Annotated in this window: 21 protein-coding genes; all 21 read right to left on the bottom strand. The window is 57.4% G+C overall.

Annotated elements, in window-relative coordinates:
- Positions 1-1140 precede the first annotated feature (1140 nt).
- Complete coding sequence (locus Q2B33_RS10105; RefSeq protein WP_300791934.1) at positions 1141-1710, bottom strand: DUF6550 family protein; 570 nt, start codon at positions 1708-1710, stop codon at positions 1141-1143.
- Between the two features lie 98 nt (positions 1711-1808).
- Positions 1809-2369, bottom strand: coding sequence for a hypothetical protein (locus Q2B33_RS10100; RefSeq protein WP_300791932.1), 561 nt, complete (start codon positions 2367-2369; stop codon positions 1809-1811).
- A 9-nt stretch (positions 2370-2378) separates the two neighbouring features.
- Positions 2379-2783, bottom strand: a complete 405-nt coding sequence (locus Q2B33_RS10095; protein ID WP_334305377.1) for a DUF4320 family protein — start codon at positions 2781-2783, stop codon at positions 2379-2381.
- Positions 2780-3496: a DUF3848 domain-containing protein gene (locus Q2B33_RS10090; RefSeq protein ID WP_300898309.1), complete on the bottom strand. Its 717-nt coding sequence runs from the start codon at positions 3494-3496 to the stop codon at positions 2780-2782. Before Q2B33_RS10090 ends, Q2B33_RS10095 begins: the two co-directional genes overlap by 4 nt.
- 71 nt (positions 3497-3567) lie before the next feature.
- Positions 3568-4440: a secretion protein F gene (locus Q2B33_RS10085; protein WP_300791926.1), complete on the bottom strand. Its 873-nt coding sequence runs from the start codon at positions 4438-4440 to the stop codon at positions 3568-3570.
- A 5-nt stretch (positions 4441-4445) separates the two neighbouring features.
- Positions 4446-5375, bottom strand: a complete 930-nt coding sequence (locus tag Q2B33_RS10080) for a type II secretion system F family protein (RefSeq protein WP_300791925.1) — start codon at positions 5373-5375, stop codon at positions 4446-4448.
- Positions 5372-6952 carry an ATPase, T2SS/T4P/T4SS family gene (locus Q2B33_RS10075; RefSeq protein WP_300815169.1) on the bottom strand — a complete coding sequence of 527 codons (1581 nt, stop codon included), beginning with the start codon at positions 6950-6952 and terminating at the stop codon, positions 5372-5374. Before Q2B33_RS10075 ends, Q2B33_RS10080 begins: the two co-directional genes overlap by 4 nt.
- Positions 6953-7206: 254 nt before the next feature.
- The gene (locus Q2B33_RS10070) at positions 7207-8016 is read right to left on the bottom strand and encodes an AAA family ATPase (protein WP_334305374.1); all 810 of its coding nucleotides are present in this window, start codon (positions 8014-8016) and stop codon (positions 7207-7209) included.
- A 3-nt stretch (positions 8017-8019) separates the two neighbouring features.
- Positions 8020-8892: a Flp pilus assembly protein CpaB gene (cpaB, locus tag Q2B33_RS10065; protein ID WP_300791921.1), complete on the bottom strand. Its 873-nt coding sequence runs from the start codon at positions 8890-8892 to the stop codon at positions 8020-8022.
- A gap of 223 nt (positions 8893-9115) precedes the next feature.
- Complete coding sequence (locus Q2B33_RS10060) at positions 9116-9610, bottom strand: A24 family peptidase (RefSeq protein WP_300791919.1); 495 nt, start codon at positions 9608-9610, stop codon at positions 9116-9118.
- Positions 9600-9839, bottom strand: coding sequence for a DUF6133 family protein (locus tag Q2B33_RS10055; protein ID WP_300791917.1), 240 nt, complete (start codon positions 9837-9839; stop codon positions 9600-9602). Before Q2B33_RS10055 ends, Q2B33_RS10060 begins: the two co-directional genes overlap by 11 nt.
- Positions 9840-9886: 47 nt before the next feature.
- A complete protein-coding gene (locus Q2B33_RS10050) occupies positions 9887-10231 on the bottom strand; it encodes a SpoVG family protein (protein ID WP_300791916.1) in 345 nt (114 codons plus the stop codon).
- 89 nt (positions 10232-10320) lie between these two features.
- Positions 10321-10884 (bottom strand): YodL domain-containing protein, encoded by a 564-nt coding sequence (locus tag Q2B33_RS10045; RefSeq protein ID WP_300791915.1) that lies wholly within the window; start codon positions 10882-10884, stop codon positions 10321-10323.
- Positions 10885-10936: 52 nt separating this feature from the next.
- Positions 10937-11497 (bottom strand): hypothetical protein, encoded by a 561-nt coding sequence (locus tag Q2B33_RS10040; RefSeq protein ID WP_300791913.1) that lies wholly within the window; start codon positions 11495-11497, stop codon positions 10937-10939.
- 4 nt (positions 11498-11501) lie between these two features.
- Entirely contained in the window at positions 11502-11780 is a 279-nt protein-coding gene (locus Q2B33_RS10035; RefSeq protein WP_300791911.1) for an AbrB family transcriptional regulator, read from the bottom strand.
- Between the two features lie 13 nt (positions 11781-11793).
- Positions 11794-12753: a DNA adenine methylase gene (locus Q2B33_RS10030; protein ID WP_334305376.1), complete on the bottom strand. Its 960-nt coding sequence runs from the start codon at positions 12751-12753 to the stop codon at positions 11794-11796.
- 32 nt (positions 12754-12785) lie between these two features.
- The gene (locus Q2B33_RS10025) at positions 12786-14057 is read right to left on the bottom strand and encodes a hypothetical protein (RefSeq protein ID WP_300783858.1); all 1272 of its coding nucleotides are present in this window, start codon (positions 14055-14057) and stop codon (positions 12786-12788) included.
- Positions 14054-15691 (bottom strand): antirestriction protein ArdA, encoded by a 1638-nt coding sequence (locus Q2B33_RS10020; protein ID WP_300783856.1) that lies wholly within the window; start codon positions 15689-15691, stop codon positions 14054-14056. Before Q2B33_RS10020 ends, Q2B33_RS10025 begins: the two co-directional genes overlap by 4 nt.
- A complete protein-coding gene (locus Q2B33_RS10015; RefSeq protein WP_300783854.1) occupies positions 15685-16359 on the bottom strand; it encodes a hypothetical protein in 675 nt (224 codons plus the stop codon). Before Q2B33_RS10015 ends, Q2B33_RS10020 begins: the two co-directional genes overlap by 7 nt.
- A 119-nt stretch (positions 16360-16478) precedes the next feature.
- The gene (locus Q2B33_RS10010; protein ID WP_300815178.1) at positions 16479-17075 is read right to left on the bottom strand and encodes a hypothetical protein; all 597 of its coding nucleotides are present in this window, start codon (positions 17073-17075) and stop codon (positions 16479-16481) included.
- An 11-nt stretch (positions 17076-17086) separates the two neighbouring features.
- The gene (locus tag Q2B33_RS10005) at positions 17087-17371 is read right to left on the bottom strand and encodes a hypothetical protein (protein ID WP_300913977.1); all 285 of its coding nucleotides are present in this window, start codon (positions 17369-17371) and stop codon (positions 17087-17089) included.
- Positions 17372-17602 lie beyond the last annotated feature (231 nt).

Below are 17602 nucleotides of genomic sequence, written 5' to 3'. Positions count from 1 at the left end.
ACACTCTTTCCCTACACGACGCTCTTCCGATCTGCGGCTCCCTGGGCGTCCTCCAGCGCACCCACGCCAGCTGGCTCTCCCCTTCCGGATAATAAACACTGCTTACCGTATAGCTGCTCCCTGCGATGTGGAACGTGACGGATACCGGGTGGTCCGGGTCGCTCTGGCCGCCGCTTACCCATACCGCCGTGATGACCTCCGTGTCGGTTCGGTATTCATAGTCACAGTCCGTCACTGCCGGTATCTGCGGCGGCATGTCATTGAAACGCACAATGCCAAGGCCAAGGCTTGACTTGATGTCCCCGTTGGACGCCGCCGTGCTCCTGCTCCCGCCCCATGCCGGGAAACCTAGGTCTGCCGTTTCCAGGAACAGGGCCAGGGGCAGGTTCTTATGCGACAGGGACACCATCTTCCGGCGCAGGCCCCCGCCCAGCATTTCATCATAGAGGGCTGCCTCCGTGGCCGTGGTGGCAATAAAGACGCCCTGGAACGTATAGTAGGCGACCGGCTCAATGAGCAGCCGGTACTCCCCGTTTGTCAGTACGTCAAAATCCATCCCTGTCAGGCCGGCGATGCTGCGCACCACCTGCTCATCCGTGAAATAGCTCTTGATGGCGGCGATGCTGCTGTTGCCGCTGGAGCTGACGATCCTGGGCAGGGCCTGTGAGGGGTTCGTATAGCTGTAGCCGCCCTGCGCCGGGGAAAGCCCTGCGCCGCCGCTGTACTGCAGCTTGCTCACTTTCCCGAAATGGTAAACGCTGCCGGGGATGGACTTGTTCGTCAGGTCAATGGGCGTTGTCACCACCGCGTGGTCGCTTGCCCGCACCACGCTCACCCTTACCCCGTCATACCCCGGCGTCCATTTGTTCTGGCTGGTCCCCTGCCCCATGCCGCCCCCGCCGCCGTCCATGTTCCCCTCCCCTGTCGCATAAACAGGTACGGCGGACAGCAGGGAACAGAGCAGGGACAATGCCAGCAGGAAAATAACACCCTTCCACTCTTTCCCGCCCTGTTTCTCCGCCCTCCGGCACAAAGCCTGTGGCCGAACGCATCTTTCTCTCAATCATACCCTCCTTTCCACAGAAAAAGCGCCGTACATTCTGGCCTGTACGGCGCCCCGTTTTATAGCTTCTATCCCTTTTAATCCATGCTTCCGATCTTGTTCCCGTTCTCATACATGTCGCCTGCCTGGGTTGCGGTGTTTGCACCCAGGTTAGGCACATTGTCAAAACCGGGCAGCCCTCCGCCGCTGTTCCCTCCCCCGTCATCCGCAGGCGGCACATAGGTGTCATGATCCACAGGCTCCGGTGTCCCCTCCACCTTTGTCCCATCCGGCTTTTCTTCCGGGTTGGCCAGGGTTTCTGCATCCGGCTGCCGGGGCTTTTCCACCTCCGGCTGGATGCCCTGCTCCGGCTGCCCGGTCTGGGCAGGGCGGCTGTCAATGGGCTGCCCCTGCTGTGTTTCCCCGGTTCCCTGCCCCGCGTCTGGACGGATGGTCAGTTCCATGCTTTCCCCTTCATCCCCGCTTTCTTCCGAGGCATGGGACGGGTCCACAATGACCTCCACCACACCGCTTTCCTTTCCGGGCAGCTCATCCTCCCCGGCAGGCGGCTTTGCAAACTGCAGGCTGATTGCAGCAATCAGCCCGGCGCAGATGGCGATGCCTCCCCCGACTGCCAGTCTTCTCTTTGTCTTTTCTGTCATCTTCATAGAAATCCCTCCTTTGGTGGATGTTATTATTCCGTTTTCTTTTGTCTGGTTTGTACGATACACCATACTACATAGTTTCTACAAAGTCTAGCGTTATTTTAGAACACTTCTATATATCCCGCCTGCACTTTTATGGTGATGTGCATGGAGGGGAGGAGCATGCCACCAAAGCGCACAGGCACCTCCAGCCTGATGACGGCGTCCGCCTCAAACCTTGCCGCGTTCTGCGGGTCGGAGGGTGCAAGGGGCGCGTTCCTGACCGAGACGGACAGGCTGTCGATGGCAAACTCCATCGCACCGCCGCCATCCCCTGCATATTTGACATGCCTACCGCCGTCCTCCTGTGTTCCAAGGGTAAGGTCAAGAAAGGAATAAATATCCCCTTCATTAATTGCCGCCTCCCATGCACCGCCGCCGTCCGGCAGGTAATTCCCGGAATATCCCTCCCTTACCCCATGGTACACGCCATAGTAGTTGTCATTGACGGTGGAGATGATGGCATCCTCCGTGGCGTCCCGGACACCTGCGGCGATCAGCTGCAGGCGGAAATATTCCGATATGCCGCAGAAGATGATGAGCAGCGCCAGGACAGCGGCAATGGCAAGGGGAAAGGACGATCCCCGCCTGTCCTTTAATATCTTCCATATCTTTTTAACCAATCCCCCACCTCACTTCCAGTACACTTCGGATTTCCCGGTGGCCTGTGCGCGCAGGGTGACCGGGAAAGAGCCGAAGTTCCCAAAAAGCCCGATATCCTTCTGCAGCGTCAGTGTCACCGTCACCTCCTGATTCAGCTGGATCTGCCCGCTGTCAGACCATGAGATCTGCGGGTCGATCCCCGTCTTTTCCCGCAGGACGGCGGCACGCCTGTCGGTCTCAGAGCCTATGCGCCCGGAGATTTCCGCCTCCCGCATCAGTTCCGTGGCAAAGGTGTCAAGCTGCTGCTTGGCGATGAACACCGGCAGCACCCGCAGGGCCAGCGCCAGCACCAGCATCACGCAGAGCACCAGCACCGCCACGTCTACATACCCCTCCGCCCGCCTCCCTTTTATGATACGGCAAAACCGTTTCAGCACATGACCACCCCCTGCCCCTGGGTACTTTCCCCCGCCAGCGGGTAATCCCCGATGCCGATCTCTTTGTCCTTCATGTTCCAGAGCATATGCTCAATTTCCTCATGGCGGCTACAGTTTTCATTGTCCTGCCAGCTGTCCCGCAGTACCTCCAGCGGGTTTTCAAACTGCAGAAGATACCCGGCGTATTCCGCAAATGCCCCCTCTGCCGCCAGTTCCCCGTAGATGAATTTTGCGGCGGCAATCTCCGGCGCCATTTCAATGATCTCCGCCGCGGGCTTTCCCTGCAGCTGCCTGATATATGCCTCATAATTTGCTCCCAGGCGCTCTTTCAGTTTCCTGCTGTTATCCATACTTTCTTCTCCGTCATGATCCAAACCTTCCCTGTCCCCCTTTATTGTCTCCCAGGCTGGCCCTATCACCTCATCCAGCTCCAGATACTGCGGGTTGGCCACCATGTACCCACACAGCAGCATACGGACTATCAGCTGGAATTCAGCAGCCCAATCCCTCAGATCCTGCCCTGTGTTCGCATACCATGTGTCAAATTCACGTATCAGCGCCAACGTCTGCCTGTCCGAAAGCCCCATCCGGATAAATGCCAGAGGATGTTCTGCACATCCCGGACTGTCATGGCACAGCGCATCCACCGCCAGCGTCCTCCCTGTCCTGTCAGAGCGCAGGGAAACCTGGCAGCTGTTATCCTCATCCATGGGAGATATGGCAATAACCTCATATATTTCGTCCCTGTAGATTGTTTTCATATTTATGATCCCTTTCTCCCTTAAAACATCCCGCCGAGGCTCTGGAGCGCCACATAGCAGATAATCGCCAGATAGGTCAGCAGGAAACATACCAGCATGACGAATGAGAACACCCTGATCTTTGGCGGTATCTTCTGCGCCTGGGCTTTCAGCCTCTGCAGTTCCATCTGCTTGAAATCATGGGCCAGCATCTGGAAATATACTGCGCTGTCATCCCCCCGCAGCACGCCGATCAGCCCCCTTACCACATCCGAGAGCATGGGGGAATTGAGCCTTGCCTCGAACCGGGTCAGCGCCGCCTCATAGTTGGACGAGCGCATGTCCGCCAGCAGGATGTCAAGTTCCCCTGTCAGGGTCTCACCCGCATTCCCCCGGAAACGCTCCAGCATGCCGATGACGTTCCGGCTGGCCTTCAGTTCCTGTTCAATGGTCGCCACCATCCTGGGCAGCTCCCCTTCGATCTCCTCCCGCTTTGCCTTCAGCTGCTCATCCGCTTTCCCGATCTCCTTAAAGTACAGCAGGAGGGCAAGGACCACCACGAAGGGCGACAAAAGCGGCATCAGAAAAAGGTAGGGGACCACGGCCAGGAGCGCCGCCCCCGCTTTCACAAGGGCGTATGACTGGTAGACCTCCGGCTCCATGCCCATGCCGCCGGCCTTCAGCACATTTGCCATCCGGCTTTTCTTATATTCATCCATGCGGATGTATTTCGACAGCTTTACCGCCAGGAACATCAGGCAGGCTTCCACGGTCTTTGCCGCCTTCTTTTCTTGTTTTGCCGTCCCCAGCATGGCCCTGGATGCGCCGGCGGTCGGCAGGCGTAAGAATGCGGCTGTAAGGTAAAACAGCCCAAGGGCCAGAAATGTCCCGAATAAAAATAATAATCCTGTCATGCTGCTCACCTCCTGTATTCAATTGGCCGGGTCAGCTTCACCACAAAACCTGCGGACACAAAGATTGCCGCGGCCGTTGCGGACAGGATGAACTGCCCCAGCGGTGTGTGCATCAGCACATGGTACCAGTCCTTGTTCAGCAGGTACATCAAAGGGATGTTGCCCACCACGAAGATGACCATGATTAAAAATTCCTTGCGCGGCTCCGCGATCAGGTATTCCAGTTCCGCGTTCACGTTGCGCATGTCCGATAATTTCGCCACGATGGGCGTCAGGGTTGTTTTCAGGCTCCTGTCATGCTGGCAGTCGCTGACGGCGTCGCACCACTCCCGGAACACTTCGTTGTCGATCCTCCCCCGCATGGTTTTCAGCGCCGCCTCCACATCCGGGCTGACCATCTTGATCTGCATCAGGAAGTCCTTGAACACTTTTGAGACCGGCGGGTTCAGATATGCCGTATTTTCCTCCACGGCGGTCACGATGTCCTCGGTCCGCAGGTAGGCCGTGGTGATGACGGACAATGCCGTCTCCAGTTCCGCCGACACGTCACGCTTATAGTGGCTGGCAGTCAGCTTCACATACCAGAACGGCAGGAACAGGAACCCCACCGCCATGACCGGGGCAAGGAAGAAATTCCCCAGAAGGATGGCAATGGAGCCTCCCGTACAGAACAGCGCCAGTGCCGCCGCGCATACCAGGGAAAACCGGCGGCCGCGCCCCGTCATCTCCAGCACGCCCTGGGCCTCCAGTATCTCCCGCCGCAGGGGGCCGGGCTTCTTCCGCCCGGAGGTTTCCCGGATATCCTCCCGGAGGCTCCCCTTCGGTCTTATCAGGAAGGCAAACAGCCCGTCCGTGAATTCCGTGGGCTTTAAGCCCAGGATCAAAAAAACGCCGGTGATCAGTCCGGCGCATGCCAACAGCTGGATCGCTGTCATAGTACATCCCCCTCCTTCCTTTCCTCTTTCTGCCCCGGCACTGCCAGGAGCCGCCGGAGCATCTCCTGGGGCATCCCGTTCTCCATCAGGCGGCGGGCCAGCCCCTCCGAGATGGGGTTCACCTGTTTATGGCTCCCCCTGATGATGAATTTCCCGTTTTCCACCCGGTTCTCCGTGATCTGGTACTGGAACAGGGGGCGGAACTTCCTTGTGCCGTCCGGCAGGATCTCGCATTCCATGATCTCCATCAGGCGCCGGTCCTTATTCTCAAGCTGCTTGCAGAACGCCACGATGGGGTACGCCTCCGTGACAAATCCCATCAGGGTATCATCCCCCATGTCAACAGCCCTCTTGCAGAGGGACACCATGCGCCTGTAAGTGGCGTCGCAGCTCATGGAGTGTATGGTGGTGACCACGGCCACGCCGGTGCGGGCGGCTTCCTGCGCCGCGTTTGCCTCCGGCCCCCGCATCTCCCCCACCACGATGATGTCCGGGTTGAAACGCAGCGCCATGTCAAGCAGGGCGATCTGGTCCACCCTCTGGCGCTCGTTCTCGCTGTCACGGGTCAGGGTATGGATGACGGAATTGACCACCCTCCCCTCCTTCCTGCGCACCAGCGCCAGCTCCCTGGAGCCGTTCTCTATGCTGTAGATGCGCTTTCCGTCCGGGATGGTGGTGAGCAGCCACCCCAGCAGGGTGGTCTTGCCGGAGCTGGTGGCCCCCGCCACGCACACGGATATCCCATAGCGGATGCATTCCGCCAAAAAGTCCAGCATCTGCCCCGTTGCCGTGCCGCCCTTTATGAAGTCCTGTTTTTTCATGCTCTGGGGGTTGACGATACGGATGCTGGCCGCCACGCCCACGTCCTCATCCACGATGGGGGTTTTCAATACGGCGATACGGATGTTCTTGGAAAGATGCCCAAGCACGCTGGGGCTGGCGTCATCCAGCACCATGCCGGAGACGTGTAGCATGCGCCGCACCACGTTGATGGCGTGTTCCGGGCTGTCAAAATGCTCCTTAAGTTTCTCCGTCACGCCGCCCGCAAACTGCACCTCCACATCATCCCATGCGTTGATGTCGATTTCCTCGATGCCCTCCCCATAAATATATTTGGTCAGGAAGCCGAATTCCGCCATCTCGGAATAGATGGCGGCGATCAGTTCCTCCGTATCCATGCCCGGCACGGATATCCGGTGGTCCTGGATGTATTTGCCCGCAAAACGCCGGATCTGCGCCCTGGCATCCTCACTTCCCTCCGCCGTGACCAGGCTGCTGTATTCTTTGGAAAGGTACGCCTGGACCTCCTTTAACACCGAGGAAAAGTCCCGCCCCTGTGCGTCCGCCTCAAAGAACAGACCGTGGGTGCGCAGGGTTCTGGCATCCCGCCTGTGTGCGGCAGTGGTTTCCCCGCTTTCAGGGGATTCCTCCCCGGAGGGTTCCATCTCTCCTGTTGTGATATGCTGTGTATCCCCTGCCACAGATCTGTGTATTTCCTTCGTCCGGTTCCCGGCATCTCCCCGGATCTGCCTGCTTTCATCTGTATCCGTGGGAGCCGTTTCGATGCCTGCACCCATTGCCTTTTCTGTGCTTTCAGGGCAGCCGGCCGGCTTCCTGCCGAGACAGCCATTCAACAGACTGTCCAGGTATGCTTCGCCAGACAGCGGCGGGGCAGGCTCTTCTGCCTTTGCGTCCCCTGTGCCTATATATCGTGCTCCTGTATATCCTGTTCCTGTATTTTCCGCCTCCGGTTTTCCATGTGCCGCACATCCCACTGTCTGAACACCTTCCCCGGAATCCTCCTGGAATGCCGCCCGGCTCCGTTTTTCCCCTAACATCCGAACACCTCCCCCGCGATGGCCTCCAGCGATTTTCGGAACGCCCTGCTGTCCTTCAGCCCCAGCTCTTTAAGCAGGTTCCCCTCCAAAACCTGGGAGGCAACCTCCCCGGAATGGGGGATCTGGAACGAAACGCTGCCCAGCACCTGCTCCATATGCCCGCTTGCCTCGTTAGGGTACACGTTGCTTGCCACCTTATACTGTTTCTCCGCATCCCATCTGCTCTCCTTTAACAGGGGCAGCTGGCTGGACAGGTAGCTGATGGATTTTAAGTCGCAGTTTACCATCCGCAGCACCGCGTCGGACTTTAACAGGGCGATGGCGGAGAGGATGTCATTGGCGATGGCGCTGCCGCAGTCAATGATGACATAGGGCGCGATGTTCCTTAATGCCTGCAGCAGTTCCTCCGCCTGGGTCCGCTCATAGGGCGGGTAGGTGTACTCGTTCTCCCCCTTCCGCATGCCGATGATGGCAAGGTGGCGGAACCGCTTATGGGTGATGCAGTTATGGCGCACCAGGGACTCGGACACATGGCTGGCCGCAAGGATGCTCCCCAGGGAATGTTCTTCCTCCAGGTCCCCCGGCGGGCAGATGCAGGGGAGCATGGGCGTGTTCATGTCGCATAAGAGCAGCGCCACGTCCTTCTTCTGCTGTGCCAGGTATGCCGCCAGCTTGACGGCCACCGTTGTCTTGCCGCAGCCGGGGCTTCCCCACACCGCCAGCACCTGGTTTGCCCTTTCCGGCTCCATGCGGGCATCCTCCCCGCTGCCGCGGCTGAATATGCTGTTTTTCATAAAATTCAAGACCTATTCCACCCCGCTTTCCGACAATGCTTCCTCCGCTTTCCCGATTTCTTCCTCCATGGAGCGGCTGTCTTTTGGTTCCCCGCCGTTTTCCCCTGTTTCCTGGGGACCGTCTGCGGCTCCCTCCCCGGTTTCTTCCTCCGCAGGCGCATACAGTTCCTCCAGCACGGCCTCCTGCGCCTCAATGAACCTGGCGGCGTTCCCTGCATCCCCGCGGTATACCAGGGACAGGTGCAGCTTGCCGTCCACCTCCAGCTCCGCCAATACCCTTGACTGCTCCGGCGTGACTAAGAGCGTCACTGTGGAGGGCAGCTCCCTTTCTGAGTCCTCATCCTCCCGCTCCCCGGTATTGGCGTCATACCCGCTGTTGGCCGTCACCGCAATGACCTCCACATACTGGAGTTCGGGCGGGATCACGGTCACCCCCTGCTTTTTATAGTCCGGGGCAATGACGGATACGATGTCGCCGCTCTGCAGCTTCCCGGACAGCCCGTTGGCAAACGCCTTGACCGTCACGGACATGGCCTGTTTCTCCCCGTTTAAGCTGTAAAGGTAGGCGTTTTCCGCGGCAGGCTCATCCGCGATCTTGGAGGCGATGATGTAATCCCCCGGCGCAAAATCGGCGGAGGCGTACCTGCCGATGGCGGTTTCGGGGTTGCGCACCACATCCTCCGGCAGGTTGTACCCGCCTACCTCCACCACCTTCACCTGCGCCGCCGTGATCTCATCGCCCTTATTGATCTCCCTGACCACCCGCACGATCTGCGTCTTTTCGCTGATGCTTTTATTAAACAGCGGCGTGACCGCAAAGCATATGACAAGCGACAGGATGATGCAGGCCACGCCTATGACGACCCTGTTCTTCAAAATCTGCATTCTTATACCTCCCTGCCCGCTCCGGCGGGCATCCTTTCAATATTTGGATGGGACATCCAGACTGTTCCCTCCTGAAAATATTCTGTTTAGCTGCGGGCGGGCCTTCCCTGGAAGCCCGCCCTTTTTTGCTACCGCACAGCGTATCTTTTTCTGCGGCTGCGCAGGAACGCCGCCAATGCCACAACCGGCACAGCGGCACAAAATGTGATGATGATTTTCTTTTTCATATGATCCATCCTCCAATCTCCATAAAATAGGTTGCGGCTGCCCCTGCGGCCAGGAACGGCCCCGCGGGGTAGGCAGCCCTCCCTGCCCGCCCCGTGAGCCTCCTTACGCAGGAACAGGTAAGCCCGTAAACGATAAAAGCCGACAGCCCCATGACGGAAGCCGCCACACCGCCCGGCAGTCCCAGCACGATCCCAATGGCTGCCGCCAGCTTGATGTCCCCGCCGCCGATCCCGGCTGTCCTGCTCCCGGACATCGCCACGATGAGATAGGGCAGCGCCGTAAATGCCCCGGCAAGGTTCCAGGGGGAAAAGCGCAGCAGGGAAAGCAGTGCAACGGCCGCCGACAGGCTGTCCGGGATCTCCCTTTTTTTGATGTCCCAAGCGGACACCATGACCAGCAGAAAAGGGAACAGCACAGCCTGCAGCACCGCAGGCACTGTCATGCCAGAAGCCACGCACATTCCCCTGCAGGACGCCGTATTATCCGGCATAGTTGAACATCTGCTGGATGCGGTTTACCAGCGTGGGCAGCACCGTGTCCTTGAACAGGGCATACAGTCCCGCCAGCAGGAGCGCGCCCAGCACCACCGCGATCAGGATCTTGACCGCCGTGTCAACATATCCCTCCCCGGAACGCTCCGCCAGCTTCCTCTTAACTTCCATGGCCTTTCCCGCAACAACGCCGCACATCCTGTTCATCTGGTTTCTGATTTTTTTCATTGATGGTCCCTCCATTTTTGTTTTCTGATTTTGACATTGTCATCCTGTTACATTCCTGCCATCTGCTGGCCTTCCTGGGGCGCTTCCTCCCCGGCTGCCTCCTGCTGGGCAGGGGGCGCCTGTGCCATCGTGAGTGCCTGCTGGTAGGCGTCCATCACGGCATTGTGGAGCTGGCTGCGGAACTCTGCCGTCACGGGGAAGCACACCTCCTTGTAACCGTCCACCGTCTTGCGGCTGGGCATGGATACAAACAGGCCGTCCCTGCCGCCCTCCACCACCTTGATCCCACGCACGGCAAAGCAGCCGTCTATGGTCGCCGAGGCATAGGCCCTCGTCCCGCCCTGCTGTCCGGGTGGATACATGGAATTGATCTTGATTTCCAGTGTAGGCATATAAAATCCTCCTTCTTTTTTCTGCCTTTTATAAGGCATTGATAAAATCTATCCAGCAGACAGGTCTGCAGCATGGAAAGCCGCGCCTGTTAAAGCTGCATTGTCTGGCCCTGGGCCTGCTGTGGGGCGGCAAACTCTATTTCCTGGAAGCCGATGCGGTCCACATAATGGAAACTGCTCCCCCCGCTGTCGTAAAGCTCCAGCACATCGCTCATGGACAGGGAATGCCCCTTATAGCCGGCGGGGAGGGCGCTGCCGTCATTCCCGAATTTCCCATACAGCGCCTCCAGGTCGTTGGTCTCCACCGCCCCGTCATACACGGCCTGGTAGTTCCCCTGGTCCGGCGGGCCGAACCGTCTGCACATTTCCCCGTACCCGATGAATTTCATATATACATCCACATCGGGTTTCAGCTGCCAGACACGGACATTCTTCAGACCCTGTGCTGTGCTGCCTTCCGCTCCGCCGGCCATGAGGCGGTCAAACATCCCGTCCATCCATCTGACCTCATGTATATGGTGCTGTTTCTCCAGAAAGCCGGAGAGTTCCTGCCCCTTGAACATGGGATCTACCACGGCGCAGCCGTCCTCCACCCTGCCTGCCCTGTTCCCATAAAACAGGATGATCCCGTTATCTATCCGGATTGGATTCACATCTTTCCTCCTTCCTGCATGTCTGCGGTTTAGAACTTCTTCCCATGCTTCCTTACGTCATGGTCATCCCCCCGCCCTGCCCCTGCCGGAACTCGGCGAGCGCCTGTTCATCGGGATATATGAGTTTTCCGTTTATGACTTCCATCACCGCAAAATCATCCCGGTCGCAGATCAGCACCCGGTGCTGGTAAGGTTTCTGCATCTCCACATAGTCTGAGGCCTCCTGGGGGCTGCACAGCCATACGCCGGATGCATACCGCCCGTCCCGCAGGAAACTGTACCCGGAATACTGCGGCTCATTTTCCGACAGATCCTTTGCCCCGGCAGGGCGGATCTGTGAGAGCATCAGCTTTTCTTCATCCGGCAGAAGTTCCGGCTTTAACGTTCCTGTCACATCCCTGCGCATAAACCGGCAGCTTTCCCCGTTTGTAAGGGAGACAAGGAACACGCTCCGCCCGATGGGGTTGGGGTTTGCCCCGTTCTCTCCCATGCAGAAAAAAAGCTGCCCCGGATGCTCCGGCGGCAGTGCCGCCCTGTCCAGCACCACGACTTTCCCTTTCAGGGAGAAATCATACCCGGTCTGGCTGCAGTCATCTCTGGTATATTCACGCATGCCGTCACACCTCCTTCTTCTGGAGCAGCCCGCTCAGTTCCGCCAGAAACTCCAGCTTTGTGCTGTCCGGCATGGTTTTCAAGGCCGCATGCACATACGCCTCTACCGCCTCCGGCGACTGGTCTCCGGGTTCTATCACATCCACCCTGCGGACGGTCACCTTCCCCTCCGACAGCCCAAGCCGCACGATGCCTCCGTATTCCAGGTTCGCCGCCTCCCGCAGCGCCTTGGGGATCAGCACCCTGCCCTTGCCGTCCACCAGCTTATAGATTGCATTGCCCATAGTTTCCTCCTTCCTAGGCGGTTCCCATGATTCCATAGCCGCCCTCCCCTTCACTGCCGCACAGCCCGAACAGGCTCATCTGCAAGGGCTGCGCCCTTTCCCGCTCCTTCGGGTCATAATTGGTGATCAGCACCTCCGGGAACTCACAGCCCCCGTCATAGCGCTGTGCCAGGTTGTTGATGCGGGTCACCGCCGTGATGGTGTACCCGGCGTACAAATCCCGTATGAAATCACAGTCATTGTAGCTGACCATCCATTTCCCCCTGCACCCGGCCAGCACACCTTTAAGCCTTGCATGGTCCTCTTTACGGAACACCACCGCATAATGCCCTTCCGTCTCATAGTAAGGCGGATCACAGTAGAAAAAAGCGCTGTCCCGGTCGTACTGCCGGATCAGCGCCTCGAAGTCCTTATTCTCCACCACCGTGTCCGCAAGCCTGCGGGATGCCTGCCAGATGGTGTCAAAGCATTTGCGCACGTCAAAGTTCTTGCAGCCGTAAGACGTGCAGCCGCTCCCGTAACTATAGCGGATCAGCTTGAAAAACGCCGCCGCCCGCTTCACATCCGTCACCTCCGCATTCTCCAGGAGTATGGAGCGGATTTCCTCAAAATCAGGCTCCGGCAGGGAAAACTGCGCCAGCTCCAGTTCCTCCGCAAGGAACGGGGCGTCAAACTCCTGCTTGTCCAAAAACCTGCGGATTACGGTGAATTCATCCCTGCCGTTGATTGGCAGGAAACCGAGTTCCTTAAGGAATGCCCATGTCCTGTCCTTCACACAGCCAAACAGGTTGGCGAGGTTGGAGTTATAGTCGTTGTAGACCTCCATGCACCTGCAGTCAGGCGGTTTCCCAAACAGCACCCACCCGCCACCGCCGAACACCTCGATATAGCGGTCAAAACTTACAGGGAACATTGTGTAAATCAGCTTCCGGAGGGCTTTCTTCCCGCCCACCCATGAGATAAAGCTGTCTATGCCGCACCACCTCCTTTCCCGCGGCGGCTCTGTCATTTCATTTCCATGCCCTGCCCAGCCGCCTGATCCGGTTCTGTATATTCATGCACAAATTCCTGCCCGTTCCGGGAAATGGCGCCATACGCAGTAAGTATATAGCCTGCTTTCTCCAGCATCCTCTCCCCATATCCATGAAAGTCAAAACGGAAAAAGGCTGGATCATCCGTGTTGATCCCGGCGCTCTGCAGGACATACTCCCCATATGCGTCCGGCGACAGGACATCAGGGCTGTAATCATAGCAGTGCAGGTTGGCGGCAATATCCAGCTCCACGTCCAGGAAGTCTATTTCCAAAAGCTCATCCGGATCAGAATATTTTTCCTGGTGCAGCTCCCACGCCAGTGCCGCCTTGTACTTCATGAGCATCAGGTCATCCGGCGCGGCCTGCCGCAGATTCCCCAGGCGGCCTGCCAGCGTGTTCAATTTCCCAATGTCCTCACACCCTACTAACTGGTCTTGGAGCATCATGACAGGGCTTCTTACTTCTTCGATCCAGCAGGGAGCAAAGGATTCCTCACCAAGGGATATGAGCGCCCAGCGCAGGGCTTTTTCGTCTGCGGGCAGTTCCAGCCATGCGCCGCTTCCCTTACCGGCAGTACCCGGACTTTTTATCAGCAGTGATATCAGGCTCCGGCTGTTTTCACCGCAGGGCGGCAGGTGTTCCCCGTCATAGAAATCCTGCCGGGCTGCAGCAGTGCCCCTGTACACGTATCCACTGGATGTAAATGTCCCGTGGTCGCTGTACCGCAGCGCCTTCCCGACTTTTGCAAGATCCAATAATCCTGCCACCTCATCCGGCAGACCCTCCACCAGATCCAGCATGCCGCCTTCCATGCAGGCCCTGCCAAGTTGGAGGTCATCGGTCACGCCGGGGTGGAATTCATAATCATCCAGACAGGCGGAAAGATTGATCAGTTCCTTCAGGGCAGCTGTTTTCTTCCCTGTTTCTTCCAGATGCAGCTGCAAGGCGCCTTCAAAAGTCTCGATCTGTATCTCATCCATGCGGCTTACGGCATCCGCCAGCAGGTTCAGTTCCCCCAGGGCATTTTCCCCTGAGAGGGGGCTGGCATTGAACAGGGCAGCCGAAAGGAAATTTGGCCAGCCACCCATGCTTTCCAGCGTATACCCGCCGCCCTCCGGCACACGGGCGCGCTGGAGGGCATCCCTGACCACATAAGGGTCAGCCGGGAGCACCATCTCCGCCCCCTGGTATCCCCGCAGGTCCTTATAACAGTCCGCATAGATATTGACCTGTATCCGCATCATCCGTTCCCTCCCATCTGCATCCCGAAGTCCTGCGTCTGTCCCTGTTTCAATTCCTGCTCTGTCTTGATAAAGAAGTCATTGTCGGAATTCCAGAAACTGACACAGAGTTCCCCTTCTTCTGTCTTAATCTCCCGCTGTTCAAACCCTTCCCCCCAGCCATCGGACTCCTGCCCCTGCCATTCCTCCATCAGCCCGGACAGTTCCTGGGGCGACAGCGGGCCGTGGCTTTTTACTTTCAGCACGCCCCACAGCTTCCCGTCCCATGATTCCACCGCAGGCTCCATGCTGAACACCTTCCGGTTCAGCAGGCGGTTGTGCAGGTAAACGGCAAGCCCCCTCTCCCCTTCTTCCTCCAGGTGTTCCTGCCCGATCCTTTCCAGTATCTTATCCTCATACTGGCACAGGTCACAGGGGCTTAGCTCATCCGGTTCGTTCCGGATGCCGCCCCAATCCTCGTCATAAAGGTATATGAACCCTTTCAGGGGGCTGAACAGTTTGAATTCTTCCAATTCCTCGGACAGCGGCCGGATGGCCCTGTCCTCACGCACAACCAGCCCGTACTCCGTGGATACAACCCCGTCCTTCCGCATCCGGTACTCCCCGAATTTGTCATAATCAAAGAACTGCTGAATCTCATCTTCAATATATATCTGTGCTTCTTCCAGATAATAATCCGCATAGTCCCCTGCAGTCTTTACTTCCTCCGGCAGCATGGTATACCGTTCCAGCCCTGCGGCAATCTCCAGCGCCTGTGCCATATTTTCAGGCATCTCCGCCTCCAGCGCCGCAAACAGCTTTTCCCTTGTTGCGGCATCCCCCAGGATGTTTTTTTCTGCCAGCAGCCCTGCAAATGCGTTCATTTCCCTGACATCCCTGGAAAACGGCAGGCAGGATTCCAGTTCATGGACAGGGCAGCTGACATTGGCTACCTCATATTCCGCCAGGTTTCTCCAGCCCAGCTTTTCCTCCGCCAGCGCAAGCCTGTCATCAGAGGCGGGGAGGGAAACAGGGTAATACCGGTGATTTCCTGCAGCATAGTAAGGGGAACTCAGCCAGACCTGGATGACGCACGATTTGTCATATCCGGGACCGGGCAGCCTGTTCCCATCATAGAGCGGCTCCAGGGCTTCCCCTGTGCGGGCCACATACCCAAGCTGGTTAAAGCACCCTGCATGGCTGTCTGCGTACTTCTTCCCGGCTGCCCCGTAATCTAGGTAAAGGGCAACCTTTTCTGACATTTCCTCATCCCCCAGCACACGCTTCCCAAGTTCCTCATGGCTGGAAGCGCCTTCATAAAGCACAAATTTATCCAGGTTGCAGGACAGGTTCACGACCTCCATTACACTGTGCGGCCGCTCAATCTCCAGCGCCGCCTGGAATATGCCCTTTTCCCTTTCTGTCATGCAGTCCGTATGCCGTTCCAAAAACTCCAGTTCCCTTATGCCCTGTCCGGGCCGCAGCGTCATCCCCTCCAGGTGTTCCTTCAGCCCTTCCAGCGGGCTTGTGACTGCACCGATCTCAACCGTACCCCTATCGCCAAACTTCATGGCGTCCTGCCTTTCCCGGCTCCCCAGGGGAAGCGCAAGCCACAGCCCGTCTGATGTGGCGGTATCGCCCAGATATACCTTTAACATCCCTTGCTCCTTTCTTCCTCCAATACCTCCGGCCCGTACCGCCGGATCAGGAATGCCGTGATGACCGCCCGGAACGTCCCATCGCTTATCAGTTCCGGGTCGGTAAGCTCCGACAGGCTCAGACGGTTGGTTCCCTTATACAGGTCCTTTGCGGAATGGAACAGCACATAGCCGTCCAGGCCGATACCTCTGATACAGATGGCAGCAAAGTCAATCAGTTCCGGTTGTACCGCCTGGGCCGCCATCCCCCACAGCGCCGGGTCTGCCGTCAGCAGGTAAAGCGCGGCGCACATGGCGTCCCTGTCTGGCACAGCCCCCTGCCCTTTCCACTGCTCCTGAAACCGCCTTCTGTGGCTTTCATCCCGGTAAATGTCCCCTGCGCTGCCATCCAGGCGCGACACACGGTCTGTAAACGGCCCGAAGTCCACTTCCCCGGTAAAACGGCCGAGGAGGGAAGATAAACGCCCACATCCCTCCCCAGGGCTTCCACAGGGCCTGCCGGGAGGCCCGCAGTCCCCCTGCCCCTCTGTCTGCCTGCTGCCCTGTGTTTTGGGCATTTCCAGCCTGCTGATGGATATGCCGCCCTTCCTCGGCCTGAAACCCGGGATCTGCTGCATCTGCGCCTCCATACCGGCAAGCGGTGTTTCATCCATAAATTTAGATGCCATGTTTCCATTTCCTTTCTGCTGCTTTTTTATTTCCCGCGGGCAATAAAAAACGGCCAAGCCTCCGTGATGACGGAAAGCCCAGCCGCACCCTGCGGCAGTGGCATAGTGCCTGTCCTTATTTACTTTATTCCTCCCATGTCTGTAATCTGCGTACCGTCTGACTCTTGTGATACATCCATTTCCTCCTGCAGAACATACCTGCATTCCAACAGGTGGAAAAGCAGTATGCCTCCCGGCAGAGCGTCGATCACTTCGTCCAGTTTTTCGATATCCTTTCTAATGCCATTTTCATCGAGATAGCCTTCAACATACTTACGGAGCCTTTCCTGTTCTGCCCGGAATTCTTTCTCTTTTTTCTGGTATATCCGGCTCTGTTGTTCTATCTCTCTTAATGCATTTTTTTCCGGTGTCCTTTCCATAAATTGGCAGGAGGCAGCATCTGTTTCATTGCTGCTTTTTGCTTCCGGCATCCCCTGCTCTTTTTCCCTCAGTTCCAGACCGTACATATGGCTTATCAAATGGCTGCGGATTCCGCTGTCCGGCAGGATTCCAATCAGTTCCTCCAGCCGCTTTTCATCATTGTATATGCCATTCCCATCAACATATTTTTTAACATATTCCTTCAGCTTTTCCTGCTCTGCCCGGAATGCATCCTCTTTTTCCCTGTACACCCGTTTCAATTGCCCTATCTTCTTCATCACTTTTTTCTCAAGCATTTCATTTTTCCTTACATTGCCAGGGATTGTGTTATCACCTGTTCAGGTGCCCTGGTCTTTATCTGGAAATGCTCCGTCCTGAATAAATCCTGCTGCATATCCGTAATCTTCTGGCAGAGCAGCCCTTCCGCATCTATTTTAAGGTCTCCGGCGGCTACCGTTTTAAGGCTTCCATCCAATAATTGTTTTCCCTGTCCGGCAGTCAGCCGCACTAAACCATCCGGTGTCATAATGTCAGCGTTGCACTGCGGGTTTTCTGTCAGGAACCCCCTGACCGTATCCCGTATCCTTTCCATCCGGCTCTCTCTTTCAGCATCCTCTTTCAGCGCAATGCAGACAAGCTCTGTAAACCTTTCCCCGTCCATGCAGATGGCTCTGAAACGTGTGCCAAAATCCTCAATTAATGACAGGCTTTTTGCATAACAGAAGAAACCTCCTGCCTCACAGTCATACGTTATCCCGCCGCTATGCGGATCGCCCTCAAAGGCTTTCTCAAAAACAATCTGCCATTCATGTCCGTTTCCATG

Source organism: uncultured Acetatifactor sp. (assembly GCF_948601915.1).
Lineage (GTDB): Bacteria > Bacillota > Clostridia > Lachnospirales > Lachnospiraceae > Acetatifactor.
The sequence above is the reverse complement of the archived record's forward strand: the minus strand, read 5'-3'. Positions and strand labels throughout refer to the sequence as shown.